The following is a 17,997-nucleotide window of genomic DNA, read 5'->3' on the forward strand; positions in this document are numbered from 1 at the left end:
ATGTGGGCGCCGATGCATGCGCGCAAAGAGAGGTTGGACGTGGCTGCAGGAGAAGAGACCTCCCATATCCTCAGCGGGTTGACAAACCAGCTGCCTGATCGTGATCCGGAAGAGACCGCCGAATGGGTTGAGTCCCTGGATGCGCTGATCAGGGAACAGGGCACGGAACGTGCCCAATACATCATGCGCAGCCTGCTGCAGCGCGCCGGCGCCCAGAGCGTGGGCGTGCCGATGGTGACCACCACGGACTACGTGAACACCATCCCGGCGGACCAGGAAACGGCGTTCCCCGGCAACGAGGAATTCGAGCGCCGGTACCGGGCGTACATGCGCTGGAATGCCGCCATCATGGTGCACCGGGCGCAGCGGCCGAACATCGGGGTAGGCGGACACATCTCCACCTACGCCGGCGCCGCCACCCTGTACGAAGTAGGGTTCAACCACTTCTTCCGTGGCAAGGACCACCCCGGCGGCGGTGACCAGGTTTTCTTCCAGGGCCACGCCTCCCCCGGCATGTACGCCCGCGCCTTTATGGAAGGCCGGCTCTCCGAAGAGGACATGGACGGATTCCGGCAGGAAAAATCCAAAGAAGGCCACGCGCTCTCCTCCTACCCGCACCCGCGCCTCATGCCGGAGTTCTGGGAATTCCCCACCGTGTCCATGGGCATCGGCCCGATGAACGCGATCTACCAGGCCCAGTCCAACCGGTACCTGCACAACCGCGGCCTCAAAGACACCTCGGACCAGCAGGTCTGGGCATTCCTGGGCGACGGCGAAATGGACGAGCCCGAGTCCCGCGGCCTGCTCCAGCTCGCCGCGAACGAGAACCTCGACAACCTGAACTTTGTGATCAACTGCAACCTCCAGCGCCTCGACGGACCCGTCCGCGGCAACGGCAAGATCATGCAGGAACTCGAAGCGTTCTTCCGCGGCGCGGGCTGGAACGTCATCAAGGTCGTCTGGGGCCGGGAGTGGGATGACCTGCTCACCAAGGACTCCGACGGCTCCCTGGTAAAGATCATGAACGAAACCCCGGACGGGGACTACCAGACCTACAAGGCAGAATCCGGCGGGTTCGTCCGCGAGCACTTCTTCGGCAAGACCCCGCAGACCAAGGACATGGTCGCGGACCTCTCCGATGACGAAATCTGGAACCTCAAGCGCGGCGGCCACGACTACCACAAGGTCTACGCCGCATATAAGGCAGCCACCGAATTCAAGGGCAAACCCACCGTCATCCTGGCCAAAACGGTCAAGGGCTACGGACTCGGACCCCACTTCGAGGGCCGCAACGCGACCCACCAGATGAAAAAGCTCACCCTCGATGACCTGAAGAAGTTCCGCGATCACCTGCGGATTCCGGTTACCGACGAGCAGTTGGAGAAGGACCCGTACCAGCCCCCGTACTTCCACCCGGGCACCGATGCGCCCGAGATCCAGTACATGATGGAACGCCGCGCCAAGCTTGGTGGTTCTGTTCCTGAGCGCCGCTCCAAGCACCAGGAGATCGCCCTCCCCGAAGCAAAAACCTACGAGGTTGCCAAGCGCGGTTCCGGCAAGCAGCAGGCCGCCACCACCATGGCGTTTGTCCGGCTCCTCAAAGACCTCATGCGGGACAAGAACTTCGGCAAGCACATCGCGCCGATCATCCCCGATGAGGCCCGCACATTCGGCATGGACGCGTTCTTCCCCACGGCCAAGATCTACAACCCCAAGGGCCAGAACTACCTGTCCGTGGACCGGGACCTGGTCCTGGCCTACAAGGAATCCGCCCAGGGCCAGCTGATCCACCCCGGCATCAACGAAGCCGGCGCGGTCGCAGCCTTCACGGCCGCCGGCACCGCCTACGCCACCCACGGCGTCCCGCTGATCCCGGTCTACGTGTTCTACTCCATGTTCGGCTTCCAGCGCACCGGTGACGCGTTCTGGGCCGCCGGGGACCAGATGGCCCGCGGCTTCATCATCGGCGCCACCGCCGGCCGGACCACCCTGACCGGTGAAGGCCTTCAGCACGCCGACGGCCACTCGCCGTTGCTGGCCTCCACGAACCCGGCAGTGGTCACCTACGACCCGGCCTACGGGTACGAGATGGGCCACATCATCCGGGACGGCATTGAGCGCATGTACGGGCCCGATTCCGCTGACCGGAACCTCATGTACTACATCACGGTCTACAACGAGCCCATCACGCAGCCCGCGGAACCGGAGGAGCTCGACGTGGAAGGTGTCCTTAAGGGCATCTACCTCGCGGCTCCGGCGAAGATCGACGGTCCCCGGACCCAGATCCTGGCCTCCGGCGTCTCGGTTCCCTGGGCCATTGAAGCCCAGCGGCTGCTCGCCGAGGACTGGGGTGTCTCTGCCGACGTCTGGTCCGTGACGTCCTGGAACGAACTGCGCCGCGACGGCATGGCCGCCGAGGAAGAGGCGTTCCTGAACCCGGGCAAGCCCGCCCGCGTCCCATTCGTCACGCAGCAGCTTGCCGGTGCCACAGGGCCAGTGGTGGCGGTCTCGGACTATATGAAGGCCGTTCCGGACCAGATCCGCCAGTTTGTACCGAACGAGTTCGCCACGCTGGGTGCGGATGGCTTCGGCTTCTCCGACACCCGTGCAGCTGCCCGTCGCTTCTTCAAGAACGACATCCACTCCATCGTGGTCCGTTCCCTGGAACTGCTGGCCCGCCGTGGCGAAGTTGATGCCCAGGCCCCGGCCCAGGCAATCGAGAAGTACAAGCTGCACAACGTCAATGCCGGGTCCACCGGCAACGCGGGCGGCGAGTCCTGATCAACTCCTGCTGACAGCGGAAATGAACGACGACGGCGACCCTCACCGAAAGGCGAGGGTCGCCGTCGTCGTTCCCTGGGTTCCTGTACGGGAGACCCCCTGTGATGCAGGTCCAACAAGGTTGTAGCCTTCGCACAAATGGAGCTTGCCGGGCAGGCACCGTATGCTCGAAGGATGCCAGAGCCAACCACCCCGCCCGTGAAGCGCAAGCCGTCCTCGCGCAGCATGACACCGGAGAAATCCGAAACCCTGAAAAAGCTCCGGGCAAGTGTGGGCCAACTCTCCACCACCACCCTTCGCCAGCTGGAGAAGTCGCTGCCGTGGTATTCCCGGCTCAGCTCCGATGAGCGCTCGGCGCTGGGAATGGTGGCGCAGAACGGCATCGCAGCGTTTGTCACCTGGTATGAGCGGCCCAGCTCGCCATCGTGGATCCTCTCCGACGTTTTTGGGACGGCCCCCACGGAGCTGACGCGTTCCATCAGCCTCCAGAAGGCGCTCCAGCTCATCCGGATCGTGGTTGAAGTGGTGGAAGACCAGGTGCCGGTGATCGCCCCCGAAGCTGACCAGCCCTCCCTCCGCGAGGCGGTACTGCGGTACTCACGGGAAGTGGCCTTCGCGGCGGCGGACGTGTACGCGAGGGCAGCAGAATCCCGCGGTTCCTGGGATACGCGGCTGGAAGCGCTGATCGTGGACGCCATCCTCCGTGGCGAAAACACGGACGCGCTGCGTTCCCGGATCGCCGCCCTGGGTTGGAAGGCACAGGAGAGGTTCACCGTAATGGTGGGCAATTCGCCGTCTGAACCGAGTGCCAGCTATGTCAGCGAGCTACGTCGACTGGCGGGCCGCTACGCCGAGGATGCGCTGGTGGGTATCCAGGGCGACCGGCTGATTCTGATCCTTGGCGGCGTCCAGGACCGGGAGACCGCGTACCTGAAACTCAGCGAAATGTTCGCCCCCGGCCCGGTGGTCTACGGCCCGGAAGCCGGTTCCCTGCTGGAGGCCAGCGGATCAGCGCAGTCGGCCTTTGCCGGCCTGACCGCCGCGAGGGCGTGGCCCGCCGCTCCCCGGCCCGTGGCCGCCGATGACCTGTTGCCCGAACGCGTCATCTCGGGTGACGAAGCTGCGCGCCGATCCCTGGTGAAGAACATCTACCGTCCGCTGGTCGCGGCCTCCAACGGGCTGGTCGAGACTCTGGGCACCTACCTCGAGTTGGGTCATTCCCTCGAGGCAACTGCCCGTGAATTGTTTGTCCACGCCAACACCGTCAGGTACCGGCTCAAGCGCGTCTGCGACGTCACGGGCTGGGATCCGCTTCTTCCCCGGGAGGCGTTTGTCCTGCAGGCGGCGTTGGTTGTCGGCCGGCTTTCGGCACCGCCAAAAGCCCCGACAGAGCGTCATCCGGCGCGGAATCAGTCTTGAGTCGTTGTAGACTTCCTACAATCTGACCCCTTGAGCTTGGTGCAGACAAACACCCCTGGATGACCCCGTAATTTGGAAAGCTGGATACGTGCTTGCAATAGTCTGCCCTGGACAGGGCTCACAGACCCCGGGTTTTCTGACCCCCTGGCTGGAACTGCCTTCGGTAGCAGGCTATTTGGCCTCCCTCAGTGAGATCGCAGGCATCGACCTGACTGCCCACGGGACCACCTCTGACGAGGACACCATCAAGGACACCGCCGTTGCGCAACCCCTGATTGTTGCCGCCGGGCTGGTCGCCGCAAACTCGCTGTTCGACGTCGAGCTCGGCACGCTTCCGGTGATCCTTGCCGGTCACTCCGTTGGTGAAATCACCGCTTCGGCACTCGCCGGCGTGCTCACAGAGCAGGAAGCCATGACGTTTGTCCGTGAACGCGCCAACAGCATGGCTTCCGCCGCTGCCGTCACCCCCACCGGCATGAGTGCCGTGGTGGGCGGGGACCCGGCCGAGGTCCTGGCCGCAATCGAGGCTACCGGCGCGACACCGGCCAATGTCAATGGCGCGGGCCAGACCGTGGCTGCCGGAACCTTCGAACAACTCAAGGCCTTGGCGGACAACCCGCCGGCCAAGGCACGCGTCATCCCGCTGAAGGTGGCCGGAGCGTTCCACACCTCACACATGTCCCCCGCCGTGAGCGCCCTTGAGGCGCTCAAGCCGGGCCTCAAGCCGCAGAAGCCTCAGGTGCCCCTGCTGTCCAACTTTGACGGCCGGGAAGTGACCGACGGCGGCGCCGCCGTCGAGAGCCTCATCGCGCAGGTCTCCCGGCCGGTCCGCTGGGACCTCTGCATGGAAACCCTTGTGCAGCGCGGCGTGACCGGTGTCATTGAGCTGGCCCCGGCCGGTACGCTGGCTGGGCTCGCAAAGCGCGGCATGCCCGGCGTCAAGACCGTTGCAGTCAAAACCCCGGACGACCTCACGGCCGCACTGGCACTCTTCGCAGAACTGGAGGGAAATGCATGAGCGTTCCCACGCTGAAACAGGTTCCCGTCAACGAATACAGCCGCATCATCGGCCTCGGGGCATTCCGGCCTGACGTCATCGTCACCAACGATGACGTTTGCCAGTGGATTGATTCCTCAGACGAATGGATTCGCCAGCGGACCGGCATCGTGACCCGACACCGGGCCGCTGCCGACGTCAGCGTCGTCGACATGGCAGAGGGCGCCGCCCGGGAGGCCCTGCAGCAGGCAGGCATCGAAGCGTCCCAGCTTGGTGCTGTCATCGTTTCCACCGTCACCCACCCGTACGCCACGCCGTCGGCTGCCGCCGCCCTGGCAGACCGCATCGGTGCGACGCCGGCGCCGGCCTTCGATATCTCGGCCGCCTGCGCCGGATACTGCTACGGCATCGCCCAGGCTGATGCCCTGGTCCGTTCCGGCACCGCCACCTACGTGCTGGTGGTTGGCGCGGAGAAGCTTTCCGACGTCATCGACAACCGGGAACGCACCATCTCCTTCCTGCTGGGCGACGGCGCGGGTGCTGTTGTCATCGGGCCCTCGGACACCCCCGGAATCGGACCCTCGGTGTGGGGTTCGGACGGCAGCAAGTGGGACGCGATCGGCATGACGCGTTCCATCCTCGATGTCCGCGACCTCAGCATGGCGGCCCGCCAGTCCGACGAGCCGGGTGACTTTGCCCTCCTCGAAGAGGCACAGGAACTCTATCCCACACTCCGCCAGGACGGGCAGACGGTCTTCCGCTGGGCGGTCTGGGAAATGGCAAAGATGGCCCAGCAGGCCTTGGAGGCCGCTGGCGTCAAGGCTGAAGACCTCGTTGCTTTTATCCCGCACCAGGCAAACATGCGGATCATCGACGAGATGGTCAAGAAACTGAAACTTCCCGAATCCGTCACTGTGGCCCGGGACATCGCAGATGCCGGAAACACCTCCGCGGCCTCCATTCCCCTGGCCACCCACCGCCTGCTCAAGGAAAACCCTGAGCTCAGCGGCGGCCTCGCGCTCCAGATCGGCTTCGGCGCCGGGCTGGTCTTCGGTGCCCAGGTAATCGTCCTTCCTTAGGAACGTCCCACACAGGCCGCATCCGCGGACTGCACCGTTTCCGGCACCCACTGCCGGCAATAACAAGAAAAGGAGCCATCAATGGCTAGCAACGAAGAGATCCTGGCCGGCTTGGCTGAAATCGTCAACGAAGAAACCGGCCTTGCCCCCGAGGCTGTGGAACTGGACAAGTCCTTCACCGAGGACCTGGACATCGACTCCATCTCCATGATGACCATCGTGGTCAACGCCGAAGAGAAGTTCGGCGTGCGTATCCCGGATGAAGAGGTCAAGAACCTCAAGACCGTCGGCGACGCTGTCAGCTTCATCGCCGGCGCGCAGGCCTAGCCAAGGATTCAGCCCCTTATGGCTGACGGGGCTGCCGGTCCGTGCTCAGGCCGGACCGGCAGCCCACCACATTTTTCGGCAGCAAACTGCCCCACACGCGGGACCCCGCCGGACAACCGGATACGGCCTGCCCACCGACAGAGAGTGATCCAATGACACGCAAAGTAGTCATTACCGGTCTGGGTGCAACCACGCCCATCGGCGGCGACGTACCCACCATGTGGAACAACGCGCTGAAGGGGGTCTCCGGTGCCCGCACGCTGGAAGACGAATGGGTCGCCAAATACGAACTGCCCGTTCACTTCGCTGCGCGCTGCTCCACTCCCGCCCTGGAGGTCCTGAGCCGCGTGGAGGCCAAGCGGATGGACCCCTCCACCCAGTTCGGTGTCATCGCCTCGCGTGAAGCCTGGGCAGATTCCGGCATCACCGAGATTGACCCCGACCGCCTTGCGGTCGCTTTCGCCACCGGCATCGGCGGCGTCTGGACCCTGCTGGACGCGTGGGACACGCTGAAGGAAAAAGGCCCGCGCCGCGTCCTGCCCATGACGGTGCCCATGCTGATGCCCAACGGCGTTGCAGCAGCCGTCAGCCTCGACCTTGGCGCCCGTGCCGGCGCCCACACCCCGGTTTCGGCCTGCGCGTCGGGCACGGAGGCCCTTCACTTGGGCCTGGAGCTGATCCGCTCCGGCAAGGCCGACGTAGTAATGTGCGGCGGCGCCGAGGCAGCCATCCACCCCATGCCCCTGGCCGCGTTCTCGTCCATGCAGGCGCTCTCCCGCCGCAACGACGACCCCCAGGGCGCCTCACGCCCTTACGATATGGGCCGCGACGGTTTCGTGATGGGCGAAGGCGCCGGCGCGCTGGTGCTCGAAGCTGAAGAACACGCCATTGCCCGCGGCGCCCGCATCTATGGTGAACTGGCCGGCACCTCTGTTACCGCCGACGCCTACCACATCACCGCCCCGGACCCCCAGGGCCTGGGCGCCACCCGCGCGCTGAAGGCGGCCATGTTCGACGGCCGGATCCAGGCCGAGGACGTTGTCCACGTCAACGCGCACGCTACCTCCACTCCCGTAGGTGACAAGCCGGAGTACACGGCCCTCCGCGCGTCGCTGGGGAACCACCTGGACAACGTCGCGGTGTCCGCCACCAAGTCACAGATGGGCCACCTCCTGGGCGCCTCAGGTGCCGTGGAGGCAGTACTCACTGTGCTGGCCGTGTACCACCGCAAGGCCCCGGTCACCATCAACCTTGAGAACCAGGACCCGGAGATCCCGCTCGACGTCGTCACGTCTGCGCGGGATCTGCCGGCGGGTGACATCGTGGCGCTGAGCAACTCGTTCGGCTTCGGCGGCCACAACGCCGTGATCGCCGTCCGCAGCATCTAGCAGCAGCGCGGGAACAGCAAGTACCGCAGACAAAGCAGAGGCCCCGCCATGTGGCGGGGCCTCTGCTTATGCTATGGAGCACCGCATTCCGATCCGGCACGCGCTATGCCGGGACATCGGACCGGAGCACGACGCCGGGATGTCCGACGGCGGTCAACCCACCTGGTGCAGCCAGCGGACCGGTGCGCCCTCGGCTGCGTGCCGGAACGGCTCGAGTTCCTCGTCCCACGCCTCGCCTAAGGCCAGGGAAAGCTCGTGATACACGGCAGAGGGATCTCCGGCGCCCGATTCGTAGGCGTAGCGGATGCGGTCCTCTGAGACCATGATGTTGCCGTGGACATCCGTGGTGGCGTGGAATATCCCCAACTCGGGGGTATGCGACCAGCGGCCGCCGTCTACGCCCTGGCTCGGCTCTTCAGTGACCTCGTAGCGCAGATGGGCCCAGCCGCGAAGTGAGGAAGCCAGCAGCGATCCGGTACCCGGAGTTCCCGTCCAGGAGAGCTCGGCGCGGAACATTCCGGGCGCGGCAGGTTGAGGGGTCCACTCAAGATCCGTCCGCTTATCCACGACGGATCCAATGGCCCACTCAACGTGCGGGCACAGTGCTGTAGGGGCTGAGTGAACAAACAGGACACCGCGGGTCATTGCAACAGACATTCCATCCTCCATAGCTGTAGGTACGTCTTCCCCAACGACCTCTGCCTGGATGAAACTGCCCGGTGCTGTACGTGCCAGCGGCGGCGTTCCCTGCCTGATTATTAAGCTGTGTCCGGACTTGCGGGTGACGCGCGAAGCGAAAGAGCTTCAAGCGAAACTTGAAAGTTGCCGGACGTGACTCTTATTGTGCCGTACGCCGCGTAATTACGCCAGTGCGATTCGCCACAGGTGACATGGGGCTGGATTTGCCGGTCCCGGGCGGGAATCCGCCGGCGCTCAGGCCCGGGGATGTGCCTGCTGGTAGCTGCTCCGGAGCCGCTCTACGGACACATGGGTGTAGATCTGCGTGGTGGCGAGGCTGCTGTGGCCCAGGATTTCCTGGACCGCACGAAGATCCGCCCCGCCATCGAGCAGGTGCGTTGCCGCAGTATGCCGCAGCGCGTGCGGACCGGTTGCTGAGGTGTCGCCCAAAGCTTCGAAGAGGGCATTCACCACGGTCCTGACCTGACGCTGGTCAACACGGTTCCCTCTGGTGCCCAGGAATAGCGCCGGCCCGCTGTGCCCCGTGGCCAGGAGCGGCCTGGCCCTGCGCAGCCAGTCGTCGACGGCCACGGCGGCCGGGACGCCATAGGGCACCGTCCTTTCCTTGTTGCCCTTGCCGACCACCCGCAGGGTCCGGCGGTCCGGGTTGAGGTCGTCCACATCCAAGGCGGCCAGCTCCCCCACCCGCAGGCCCGTGGCGTATAGAAGCTCCACCATGGCCCGGTTGCGCACCGGCACCGGTGACCCGTCAGCCGCGGCCTCCGCCAGACTGTTCAGCAGCCTGAGGAGTTGTTGGGACTGCAGCACCCCGGGCAGTGACTTTTCCGCTTTGGGAGCCCTGAGACGGAGGGCAGGATCGGCCGCGATAAGCTCTTCCCGCATGGCCCACGTGGTGAAGGAACGCGCTGTGGCCGATCTCCGCGCAAGGGTGGCCCGGGATATTCCGGCCTGGCTCTGCGCCCCGAGCCAGCGTCGGAGGGTGCCCAGCTCCAGGCCTGCTAGATCCGTGACACCCTCGGAGGCGGCGTATTCCAGGAGGCTTCGAAGGTCGGACAAGTATGCCCGAAGGGTATGCCCGGACCGGGCCCGCTCTGCGGTCAGGTATCTGCCGAAGTCTACAAGTGCCTGCTCAAACTCCAGGGACAGTTCCTGATTCTCCACTGTTCCACTGTCCCAGAAGTCCGCGGGCAATGCCGTGCCGGACACAGGCAACTACACGGATTCCTTGGCCCGTTTCCAGCCGCCCCTTTCTGAAGCTGCGAGCCCCAGCAGGCCTAGCCTGCCTAACCCGGCCCGCACGGAGTCCGCGCTGAGGCCGGCAACTGCGCAAAGCTTGTCCACGGACGTGGTGGACCGCAGCGGCAGGGCGTCAAGAAGGATCAGGTCCTCCAAAGTCAGTCCGTCATGGTCGGCCGCATGCGCGGACCCGGGCTCCGCAAGCCCCAGGCCGCTTGGGGAGGCCAACTCGGCGATCTCCGCGGCGTCAGTCACGCAGACAGCGCCGCCATCCCGGAGCAGCCGGTGGCAGCCGGCGGAGTTGGCGCTGTGCACCGACCCCGGCACAGCTCCCACCGCCCGTCCAAGGCTCTCCGCGTGGTGCGCCGTATTCAGCGCACCGGACCGCCAGCGGGCTTCCACCACAACCGTCACGGCGGCCAGGGCCGCGATCAGCCTGTTCCGCTGGAGAAAGCGGTAGCGGGTGGGCGCCGAGCCCGGCGGCACCTCGGCGAGAACCGCTCCCTGGTTGCAGACCGCCCGCAGAAGATCCTCGTTTCCGGACGGGTAGAACCGGTCCACACCACCAGCCATCACCGCGATGGTAGGTACCGCCGCTGATCCCCCGGCCAGTGCTGCACGGTGCGCGTGGGCGTCGATGCCGTACGCGCCCCCGGAAACCACGGTGAAGCCCCGCTGAGCCAGGGAGTAGGCCAGGTCCCCGGTCACCGACGCGCCGTAGCTGGTGCTGTCGCGGGACCCCACCAGCGCCACGCTCCGGGCGGGACCGGGAAGCTCCTGTTCCAGGCCCCGCCACCACAGACAGAGAGGTTCCTGCATCCCAAGGTCGCCGAGCTGGGCAGGCCAGAGGTCGTCCGCCGGGACAAGCAGCCGGCCGCCAAGGCGTGCCATGGTGGCCAGGTCACGCTCGGGCGCCAGATCCGGAATGCGGGGCGCCCAGCGTCTGAGGCAGGCAGCCATCCCGGCCCAGCTGGTTCCGGCACCGTTGTCCGCCAGCAATCCGCTGATCTCCCGTTCCAGTGCCGGGCCGGCGGCCGCCTGTCCGGTGGCGATTTTCAAGGCGTCGAGTGCACCGGTGGCCTGCACGAGGGCCAGTCCGGCAGCGTCCTGCGGTTCCATAAGCCGCGACAAGGCGGCCCGGGCGATCCGTTCGTTGTCCATGTGGTTCTCTTCCTTCACACAGCTGCCGAGGCAGCCTGCCGGAGGCCAAGGGCCTGGCCGATGTCGTTGGTGTCGGGCATATCGCGGTGCGACAGGTCCGCCAGTGTCCAGGCCAGCCGCAGAACCCTGTCATAGCCCCTGGCGGTCAGCACGCCCCGCTCCAGTGAGTGGTCCAGGATCCGGGTGGCGCCGGCCGGCAACCGCAGGGCCCCACGGAGAATCCGGCCGGGCACCTGCGAGTTCGTATCCATCCCGAGCGGCTGCAGCCGTTCGGCCTGCCGTCGGCGTGCGTCACCGACCCGCCGGGCCACGGCGGCTGTATCTTCTTCGGCGCCCGCCTGGCCGAAGTCGGCCAGCGACACGCGCTCCACCTGCAGCTGGATATCAACCCGGTCCAGCAGCGGACCGGACATCCTGGCCACGTAGCGTCGCCGCATCATCGGCGTGCACGTGCAGTCCAGGCCCTTCCCCGAAGCCTTGCCGCAGGGACACGGGTTGGCGGCAAGCACCAGCTGGAACCGTGCAGGATAGGCCGCCGTTCCGGCCGAGCGGTGTATGACCAGCTCCCCGCTCTCCAGGGGCTGGCGAAGGGCGTCCAGGACTCGCCGTTCGTATTCCGGGGCTTCGTCCAGGAACAGGACTCCGCGGTGGGCGCGTGATGCCGCACCCGGCCGGGGCAACCCCGATCCTCCGCCGATAATGGCGGCCGCTGTGGCCGAATGATGCGGATTTTCGAACGGCGGCCGCCGCACAAGCTGAACGGCGGATGAGGGAAGACCGCAGAGCGAGTGGATGGCGGTGACTTCCATGGCCTCGTTGTCAGCAAGGTCCGGCAGGAGACCGGGAAGTCTTTCGGCCAGCATGGTCTTGCCCGCTCCCGGAGGTCCGGTCAGGAGCAGATGGTGTGCCCCGGCCGCGGCCACCTCGAGTGCACGTCTGGCTTCACCCTGGCCGGAGACGTCTGCCATGTCAGGTACGGTCTGAGCCCCCGGTTCGGAATAACAGTGTGCGGCCTCGTCCTCCGGTTCGAAGTCCAGTGCGAGCTCCTGCGGGTCGGCACCGAAATCGAGCGCAAGCCGTGCCAGCGTCCGGTATCCGCGGACGTTGGCTCCGGGAACCAGTGACGCCTCGCCGAGGTTGGCGTGTGCCACCACCACGTCCGGATAGCCGGCCTGGACCGATGCCATCACTGCCGGCAGTATCCCGCGCACCGGCCGCAGCCGGCCATCCAACCCGAGTTCGGCAATGAAGACGGTCTGTCCAGTGGGCTTGATGTCATTTGCGGCCCTCAGGACCGCCATGGTCACGGCAAGGTCAAAGCCGGAACCACGTTTGGGCAGCGACGCCGGGATGAGGTTGGCCGTGATCTTCCGCCGGCTTAACGGAATTCCGGAATTTTTGGCCGCGGAACGTATCCGCTCCTTGGCCTCGTTGAGCGCGGCATCCGGCAGGCCCAGGATCACAAATGCCGGCAAAGTCTGGCCGATGTCGGCTTCCACCTCGACGATGTACCCGTTCAAACCCACCAGCGCCACGGAGTAGGCCCGGCCCAGCGCCATCTACCCCACCCCCTTGAGGTGTTCCACCAGGGGTTCGCCGGCGCCGTCGTCCACCACGGCAATGACGTCCACGCGCCGTAGCGGCATCCGCAGCTCCCGGTCCCGGCACCACGCCGAACCAAGCCGATGCAGCCGGGCGAGTTTGTCCGGCCCCACGGCTTCGAACGGGTGCCCGTAGTCCAGGGAACGGCGGGTCTTCACCTCAGCAATCACCAGGGAGTCCCCGTCGAGGGCCACAATGTCTATTTCACCTTCGGTGCAGCGCCAGTTGCGTTCCACCACCAGCATGCCGAGCGATTCAAGATAGCCGGCGGCGAGCTCCTCGCCGCGCCGGCCCAACAGGTCTTTGGATTTCATTTCTACCTCCGCAACCAGCCTGCAGTGGCAGGACAGCGGAGGACAGGAAGCTACTGGTGTATGTGAGTAACCCCGGAAAATCGCCCGAATACAGCGGCGCTGTGGAGGAACAGTGCGCCGGCGTCAGTTGCCGAGGTCAACATCCTTCGGCAGGGCGAGTTCCTCGTTACGGGGCAGTTCTTCGACGTTGACATCCTTGAACGTCAGGACGCGGACAGTCTTGACGAACCGTGCCGAGCGGTACACATCCCACACCCAGGCATCCTGCAACGTCAGGTCGAAGTAGACCTCGCCGTCGGCGCTTCGGGCCTGCAGGTCAACGTGGTTTGCGAGGTAAAAGCGGCGTTCAGTCTCGACAACGTAGCTGAAGAGCCCGACAACATCGCGGTATTCACGGTAGAGCTGCAGCTCCATGTCGGTTTCATAGTTTTCAAGATCCTCAGCACTCATGCTTCCATCTTGCACCATCCGGGGCGCCGCACTCGCAGCGTCCGCGCCGCATGAGCCCTACACCAGTGCGGCAGGCACCAGTACGGCAAGGAATCAGAGTTCGCCGCCCAGAAGGTTCCAGCTCACCCGGTGGTATGGCGTGGCTCCAGCGGCGCGGAGCGCGTCCCGGTGAATTGCGGTGGCGTAGCCCTTGTTGACGTCCCAGCCAAACTCGGGGTATTCACTGTGCAGGCCGCGCATTTGCTCGTCGCGTTCCACCTTCGCAATCACGCTGGCGGCGGCCACGCTCAGGCACTGCATGTCCGCCTTGATCTTGGTGTGGACGGGGGCCGTGCATGCGAAGTCCACCGGTGGCTCGTCAAACAGGGAAGGCTGCCCGGCGGGCGAGAGCCAGTTGTGACTGCCATCGAGGAGCACCACATCCGGGCTGATGCCAGCCGCAAGGATGTCCTGCCAGGCGCGCGTACCGGCCAGCCGCAGCGCAGCAATGATGCCCAATGCATCGATCTCGCGCGCGGAAGCGTGCCCGACGGCGGACGCAACACTCCAGCGTCGGACCAGGGGTTCCAGCCTCTCCCGTTCGGCGGGGCTGAGCAGCTTGCTGTCCCGCACACCGGCCAAGGGCTTCTGGGTGTGGAGGTCCACGACGGCGATCCCGACGCTCACAGGTCCTGCCAGCGCTCCGCGGCCCACTTCGTCCACGCCCGCCAGGTAGCGGGCACCTTGCGCTTTGAAGGTCCGCTCGTGCCGCAGCGTCGGTGCTTTGGAGCGGACCCTGGACGTAAGGCGGGCCGGAGCCGTGGCTGAGACCGTGGCCGGAGCCGGAGTGGCCGGCATCACTGCGGACACTGCTAGCCTCCCGCAGGCACGTTCCGGAAGACGGCCGGATAGTTGTCAAGGACCGTGATCCGGTTCAGCGGCCACGCGATGACGGCGGCTTTGCCTTCCACGTCCACGAGGTCGACGAATCCGCCATCGGACTCCATGTGCGAGCGGGAATCCGCGGAGTGGTTCCGGTTATCGCCCATGACCCAGACCTTTCCTTCCGGAACAACGACGTCGAAGGCACGGATCTGCGGTTCTTCAGCCCCGTTGACATAGGTTTCATCAATAGGGGATCCGTTGACGGTCAGTCTACCGCCGTCGTCGCAGCAGATCACCTCGTCACCGGGCAGCCCGATGACGCGTTTGACGAGGTGCTGCTCGGAGTTGTCCGGGAGCAGTCCCACAAATGTCAGGCCGTCCTGGACCCAGGTGAACGGTCCCTTCGCTTCATCCGGCACGGTGCTCAGCCAACCCTTGGTGTCACGGAACACCACAACGTCGCCCCGAGAGAGGGAAAACGGCTCCGGAACAAGCAGGTTTACGAAGATGCGGTCGTTGACGTCCAGGGTGCTGACCATGGATTCTGACGGAATATAGAACGCGCGGAACAGGAAGGTCTTGATCAGGAAGGACAGCACCACGGCGATCACCACCACCGTGGCAACCTCCTTCAGCCAGACAAAGAGCTGGCTGGGCGCGGCGGGCGCTGTAGGCGGAGCCGCGGATCGCCTGCCGGACGGCGGCGCCGACGGGCTGCCGACCGCCACGTCGTCTGAGTCGCCGCGGTTGGCAGTAACGTCTTCGGCAATCACATCGTCGGAGGTCCTGCCGCCGGAAATCGTATTGGCGGACATGCCGTCGGCGTCGGCACCGGGGGCGCCGTCGCGAGGCGGCTCGGGTGTCCGGGCATTGTTCTCGGGCATTTACTGTCCGTCCTCTGTTGTTGATCCTGCCGCTGACGGCCGTAGTACTGCAGCAAATCTATCAAGTGGCCAGACGATCTGGACCGGCCTGCCGATGACACGATCCATCGGCACCATGCCACCGCCGGGCGCACCGAGCAGGCTGCGCGAATCAGCAGACGCCGAGCGATGGTCACCGAGCAGCCACAGTCTCCCGTCGGGCACCACCGCGCTGAAGATCTGCTTGCTTGGGCTGTCTCCGTCGAACAGGTACGGCTCATCTAGTGCCTGACCGTTGACGGTGATCTTTCCGTCTGCATCGCAGCAGACCACGGTCTCCCCCGGCAGGCCAATAACTCGCTTCACGTATGTGGTGTCACTGCCGGCCAAGCCTAGCCACTGACCCGCCGCGGCCACGGAATCCAGAAGGGGGCCCTTCCCACTGTTCAGGGGAGCGAACGATCCCCTGCCATCGAAAACCACAATGTCGCCTCGCCGGATGGGTTCGGTATGGAAGTCTGTCCTCGAGACCAGGATACGGTCCCCGTTAGCAAGGATCGGCTCCATGGACTCGGACGGAATGTAGTAGACATCCAGCAACAGGGAACGAACCAGGCCGCTGACAGCCACGGCCAGGAGAACCGCCAGGAACACAAAACGCCAGCCCATTCTTCTGGGCTGGCGTTTTGTGTGGTCCATGATCCGTATTCCTGGGGCGCTGTTGCGAAGGGCTCCGGCGCTGGCCTGGTCCGGCTGGGGCCTGCTTTGTAGGTCCCTGAGGACTTACTTCTTGGGCTGGAAGTCGCGCTTTTCCTTGATCTTTGCAGCCTTGCCGCGCAGGTCGCGCATGTAGTACAGCTTTGCGCGACGCACGTCACCCTTGGAGACGACCTCGATCTTGTCGATGATCGGGGAGTGTACCGGGAAGGTACGCTCCACACCGACGCCGAAGGAGACCTTGCGGATGGTGAAGGTTTCGCGCAGACCGTCGCCGTGGCGGCCCAGGACGAAGCCCTGGAATACCTGGACACGGGAGTTCTTGCCTTCGATGATGTTCACGTGAACCTTGAGGGTGTCACCCGCGCGGAAGACGGGAACATCGGTGCGCAGCGAGGCTGCATCTACGGAATCGAGAATATGCATGATTGCACTCCTGGTGAACGCCACTGGTCATTCACTTTGGGTCACGGCGGGCAAGCCCGGAAGCACCGGGAATTACCGCCGAAAGTTAAGTGGGTCCGGTTCCTTCACTGATTGAAGGTCCCGGGGTGTCCAGCTGTTGGTGGCGCTCCCCCTGTGGCAGGTGCGGACCCAGCAGACACAAAGACTAATTTTGCCACACTCACAGGCCTACAGCCAATCGCCGCAGACCGCTGCCGCGCCGTTTCAGGCTGAGGGGTCGGTTCCGGCGTCGTGGTTGGTCCCAGCCTGCCGCCGCGCCCGGAGGTGACCGTCGACGACGTCGTACCCGAGGTCGCCAAAAGCCGTCCGGTCCGCACGTGGCAGCTTCCCGGCGTCGAACGTTTCCAGCAGGTCCGGGCGGCGTTTCGCCGTCCGCCCAAATTGCTCGTGGCGGCGCCACTGCGCGATCTTCCCGTGGTTGCCGCTCAGCAGCACGGCGGGGACCTCCCTGCCCCGCCAGCTGGAGGGCTTGGTGTATACGGGATATTCCAGCAGCCCGTCCGAATGTGACTCCTCCACCAACGAATCAGGGTTGCCCACCACGCCGGGCAGCAGCCTGCCGATGGCTTCGACCATCGCCAGAACGGCCACTTCGCCGCCGTTCAGGACATAGTCGCCAAGGCTCATGGGGCGAACCGTGAAGTGCTCTTCCGCCCACTCAATGACTCGCTCGTCGATGCCCTCATAACGACCGCAGGCGAAAACCAGCTGGTCCTCTTCGGCGAGCTCATAGGCCAGGGCCTGGCTGAAACGCTCCCCGGCCGGCGAAGGGACGATCAGCACCGGCCTGGCGGCCATGCCCCCCGCGGCCTCGGCGCCTGCTTCGGCTTGACCGGCGCCGGCGACAGCAGCCAACGCCTGCGCCCACGGCTCGGGCTTCATCACCATGCCGGCACCGCCGCCGTACGGGGTGTCGTCCACTGATCGATGCTTGTCCGTGGTGAAATCACGCAGATCATGGACGCGCAGGTCCAGCAGGCCGTCCTGGCGGGCCTTGCCGATGAGCGAGAGTTCCAGGGGCGCCAGGTACTCCGGGAAGATACTGACGACGTCGATTCTCATCTACGCGTTTTCCTCCGGGTCGCCGGTAGCGGCTTCGCCATCGTTGACCTCAAAAAGCCCGTCCGGCGGCGTCAGCAGGACAAAACCGCCGGCCACATTGACCTCCGGAACGATCTGCTCCACGAACGGGACCAGGATTTCCTTGCCGTCCGGCGTTTCAACCACGAGCAGGTCCTGGACAGGCAACGTGTGCAGGGCGGCGACCTTGCCGACTACCCGCGAACCCACGCGGGCTTCGAGCCCCACGAGTTCGTGCTCGTACCAGCCTTCGTCGTCGTCCTCGTCCAGCTCTTCGGTTTCGATGAAGAGCTTGGCGCCACGCAGGGTCTCGGCTTGGTTGCGGGTTTCGATTCCCTCGAACGCGAGCAGCAGGATGTCCTTGTTCCACCGCGCACTCTCAACAATAAGGGCGCCGGCGGATGCAGGCTCCACCACAAACTCCGTACCGGGAACGAACCGGTCCCCGGGAGCATCGGTCAGCACCTGGACCGTCACTTCGCCGCGAATTCCATGCGGTTTGCCGATTCGTGCCACCTGAAGCTGCATCTGTTCCTCTGTCTGTGATCGTGCCCG

Annotated in this window: 18 protein-coding genes; 6 read left to right on the forward strand and 12 right to left on the reverse strand. The window is 65.3% G+C overall.

Annotation, left to right across the window (positions count from 1 at the left end; genetic code table 11):
- The first annotated feature begins 12 nt into the window (after positions 1-12).
- The 6 genes from aceE (at position 13) to FYJ92_RS11280 (ending at position 7,991) form a co-directional block, all read left to right on the forward strand.
- On the forward strand, positions 13-2,781 hold the full coding sequence (gene aceE, locus FYJ92_RS11255) for a pyruvate dehydrogenase (acetyl-transferring), homodimeric type (RefSeq protein WP_185263768.1): 2,769 nt from the start codon (positions 13-15) through the stop codon (positions 2,779-2,781).
- Positions 2,782-2,955: 174 nt separating this feature from the next.
- Positions 2,956-4,200 (forward strand): CdaR family transcriptional regulator, encoded by a 1,245-nt coding sequence (locus FYJ92_RS11260; RefSeq protein ID WP_255482037.1) that lies wholly within the window; start codon positions 2,956-2,958, stop codon positions 4,198-4,200.
- 88 nt (positions 4,201-4,288) lie between these two features.
- Positions 4,289-5,218 (forward strand): ACP S-malonyltransferase, encoded by a 930-nt coding sequence (locus FYJ92_RS11265; RefSeq protein WP_185260816.1) that lies wholly within the window; start codon positions 4,289-4,291, stop codon positions 5,216-5,218.
- On the forward strand, positions 5,215-6,276 hold the full coding sequence (locus FYJ92_RS11270) for a beta-ketoacyl-ACP synthase III (protein WP_185260817.1): 1,062 nt from the start codon (positions 5,215-5,217) through the stop codon (positions 6,274-6,276). Before FYJ92_RS11265 ends, FYJ92_RS11270 begins: the two co-directional genes overlap by 4 nt.
- Positions 6,277-6,357: 81 nt before the next feature.
- Complete coding sequence (locus FYJ92_RS11275; protein ID WP_009359314.1) at positions 6,358-6,603, forward strand: acyl carrier protein; 246 nt, start codon at positions 6,358-6,360, stop codon at positions 6,601-6,603.
- A 152-nt stretch (positions 6,604-6,755) separates the two neighbouring features.
- The gene (locus FYJ92_RS11280; RefSeq protein ID WP_185260818.1) at positions 6,756-7,991 is read left to right on the forward strand and encodes a beta-ketoacyl synthase; all 1,236 of its coding nucleotides are present in this window, start codon (positions 6,756-6,758) and stop codon (positions 7,989-7,991) included.
- A 153-nt stretch (positions 7,992-8,144) separates the two neighbouring features.
- Here FYJ92_RS11280 and FYJ92_RS11285 read toward each other — a convergent pair whose 3' ends face one another.
- The 12 genes from FYJ92_RS11285 to rimM form a co-directional block, all read right to left on the reverse strand.
- Entirely contained in the window at positions 8,145-8,648 is a 504-nt protein-coding gene (locus FYJ92_RS11285; RefSeq protein WP_056349065.1) for a DUF3145 domain-containing protein, read from the reverse strand.
- Positions 8,649-8,924: 276 nt separating this feature from the next.
- Positions 8,925-9,851, reverse strand: coding sequence for a tyrosine recombinase XerC (locus tag FYJ92_RS11290; RefSeq protein ID WP_185260819.1), 927 nt, complete (start codon positions 9,849-9,851; stop codon positions 8,925-8,927).
- A gap of 51 nt (positions 9,852-9,902) precedes the next feature.
- Positions 9,903-11,087: a DNA-processing protein DprA gene (gene dprA, locus FYJ92_RS11295; RefSeq protein WP_185260820.1), complete on the reverse strand. Its 1,185-nt coding sequence runs from the start codon at positions 11,085-11,087 to the stop codon at positions 9,903-9,905.
- 14 nt (positions 11,088-11,101) lie between these two features.
- Entirely contained in the window at positions 11,102-12,646 is a 1,545-nt protein-coding gene (locus FYJ92_RS11300) for a YifB family Mg chelatase-like AAA ATPase (RefSeq protein ID WP_185260821.1), read from the reverse strand.
- Positions 12,647-13,003, reverse strand: coding sequence for a YraN family protein (locus tag FYJ92_RS11305; RefSeq protein WP_185260822.1), 357 nt, complete (start codon positions 13,001-13,003; stop codon positions 12,647-12,649).
- Between the two features lie 123 nt (positions 13,004-13,126).
- Positions 13,127-13,453 (reverse strand): DUF2469 domain-containing protein, encoded by a 327-nt coding sequence (locus tag FYJ92_RS11310; RefSeq protein WP_111909356.1) that lies wholly within the window; start codon positions 13,451-13,453, stop codon positions 13,127-13,129.
- A 93-nt stretch (positions 13,454-13,546) separates the two neighbouring features.
- Positions 13,547-14,290: a ribonuclease HII gene (locus FYJ92_RS11315; RefSeq protein ID WP_185263770.1), complete on the reverse strand. Its 744-nt coding sequence runs from the start codon at positions 14,288-14,290 to the stop codon at positions 13,547-13,549.
- 14 nt (positions 14,291-14,304) lie between these two features.
- Complete coding sequence (gene lepB, locus FYJ92_RS11320; protein WP_185260823.1) at positions 14,305-15,201, reverse strand: signal peptidase I; 897 nt, start codon at positions 15,199-15,201, stop codon at positions 14,305-14,307.
- Positions 15,202-15,879 carry a signal peptidase I gene (gene lepB / locus FYJ92_RS11325; protein WP_185260824.1) on the reverse strand — a complete coding sequence of 226 codons (678 nt, stop codon included), beginning with the start codon at positions 15,877-15,879 and terminating at the stop codon, positions 15,202-15,204. It lies immediately after the preceding gene.
- Positions 15,880-15,963: 84 nt separating this feature from the next.
- On the reverse strand, positions 15,964-16,323 hold the full coding sequence (gene rplS, locus FYJ92_RS11330) for a 50S ribosomal protein L19 (RefSeq protein ID WP_056349088.1): 360 nt from the start codon (positions 16,321-16,323) through the stop codon (positions 15,964-15,966).
- 243 nt (positions 16,324-16,566) lie between these two features.
- Positions 16,567-17,424, reverse strand: a complete 858-nt coding sequence (gene trmD, locus FYJ92_RS11335; RefSeq protein WP_185260825.1) for a tRNA (guanosine(37)-N1)-methyltransferase TrmD — start codon at positions 17,422-17,424, stop codon at positions 16,567-16,569.
- Positions 17,425-17,970, reverse strand: coding sequence for a ribosome maturation factor RimM (rimM, locus tag FYJ92_RS11340; RefSeq protein WP_185260826.1), 546 nt, complete (start codon positions 17,968-17,970; stop codon positions 17,425-17,427). It abuts the gene before it with no gap.
- Between the last annotated feature and the right edge of the window lie 27 nt (positions 17,971-17,997).

The organism is Pseudarthrobacter sp. NBSH8 (assembly GCF_014217545.1).
In the GTDB taxonomy this organism is placed as follows: domain Bacteria; phylum Actinomycetota; class Actinomycetes; order Actinomycetales; family Micrococcaceae; genus Arthrobacter.

Excerpts from the sequence above, each read along its gene's own strand:
- aceE (WP_185263768.1), top strand. The coding sequence starts at position 13 with ATGCATGCGCGCAAAGAGAGGTTGGACGTGGCTGCAGGAGAAGAGACC.
- FYJ92_RS11260 (WP_255482037.1), top strand. The coding sequence starts at position 2,956 with ATGCCAGAGCCAACCACCCCGCCCGTGAAGCGCAAGCCGTCCTCGCGC.
- FYJ92_RS11270 (WP_185260817.1), top strand. The coding sequence starts at position 5,215 with ATGAGCGTTCCCACGCTGAAACAGGTTCCCGTCAACGAATACAGCCGC.
- FYJ92_RS11275 (WP_009359314.1), top strand. The coding sequence starts at position 6,358 with ATGGCTAGCAACGAAGAGATCCTGGCCGGCTTGGCTGAAATCGTCAAC.
- FYJ92_RS11280 (WP_185260818.1), top strand. The coding sequence starts at position 6,756 with ATGACACGCAAAGTAGTCATTACCGGTCTGGGTGCAACCACGCCCATC.
- FYJ92_RS11285 (WP_056349065.1), bottom strand. The coding sequence starts at position 8,648 with ATGTCTGTTGCAATGACCCGCGGTGTCCTGTTTGTTCACTCAGCCCCT.
- dprA (WP_185260820.1), bottom strand. The coding sequence starts at position 11,087 with ATGGACAACGAACGGATCGCCCGGGCCGCCTTGTCGCGGCTTATGGAA.
- FYJ92_RS11300 (WP_185260821.1), bottom strand. The coding sequence starts at position 12,646 with ATGGCGCTGGGCCGGGCCTACTCCGTGGCGCTGGTGGGTTTGAACGGG.
- FYJ92_RS11305 (WP_185260822.1), bottom strand. The coding sequence starts at position 13,003 with ATGAAATCCAAAGACCTGTTGGGCCGGCGCGGCGAGGAGCTCGCCGCC.
- FYJ92_RS11310 (WP_111909356.1), bottom strand. The coding sequence starts at position 13,453 with ATGAGTGCTGAGGATCTTGAAAACTATGAAACCGACATGGAGCTGCAG.
- FYJ92_RS11315 (WP_185263770.1), bottom strand. The coding sequence starts at position 14,290 with ATGCCGGCCACTCCGGCTCCGGCCACGGTCTCAGCCACGGCTCCGGCC.
- lepB (WP_185260823.1), bottom strand. The coding sequence starts at position 15,201 with ATGCCCGAGAACAATGCCCGGACACCCGAGCCGCCTCGCGACGGCGCC.
- lepB (WP_185260824.1), bottom strand. The coding sequence starts at position 15,879 with ATGGACCACACAAAACGCCAGCCCAGAAGAATGGGCTGGCGTTTTGTG.
- rplS (WP_056349088.1), bottom strand. The coding sequence starts at position 16,323 with ATGCATATTCTCGATTCCGTAGATGCAGCCTCGCTGCGCACCGATGTT.
- trmD (WP_185260825.1), bottom strand. The coding sequence starts at position 17,424 with ATGAGAATCGACGTCGTCAGTATCTTCCCGGAGTACCTGGCGCCCCTG.
- rimM (WP_185260826.1), bottom strand. The coding sequence starts at position 17,970 with ATGCAGCTTCAGGTGGCACGAATCGGCAAACCGCATGGAATTCGCGGC.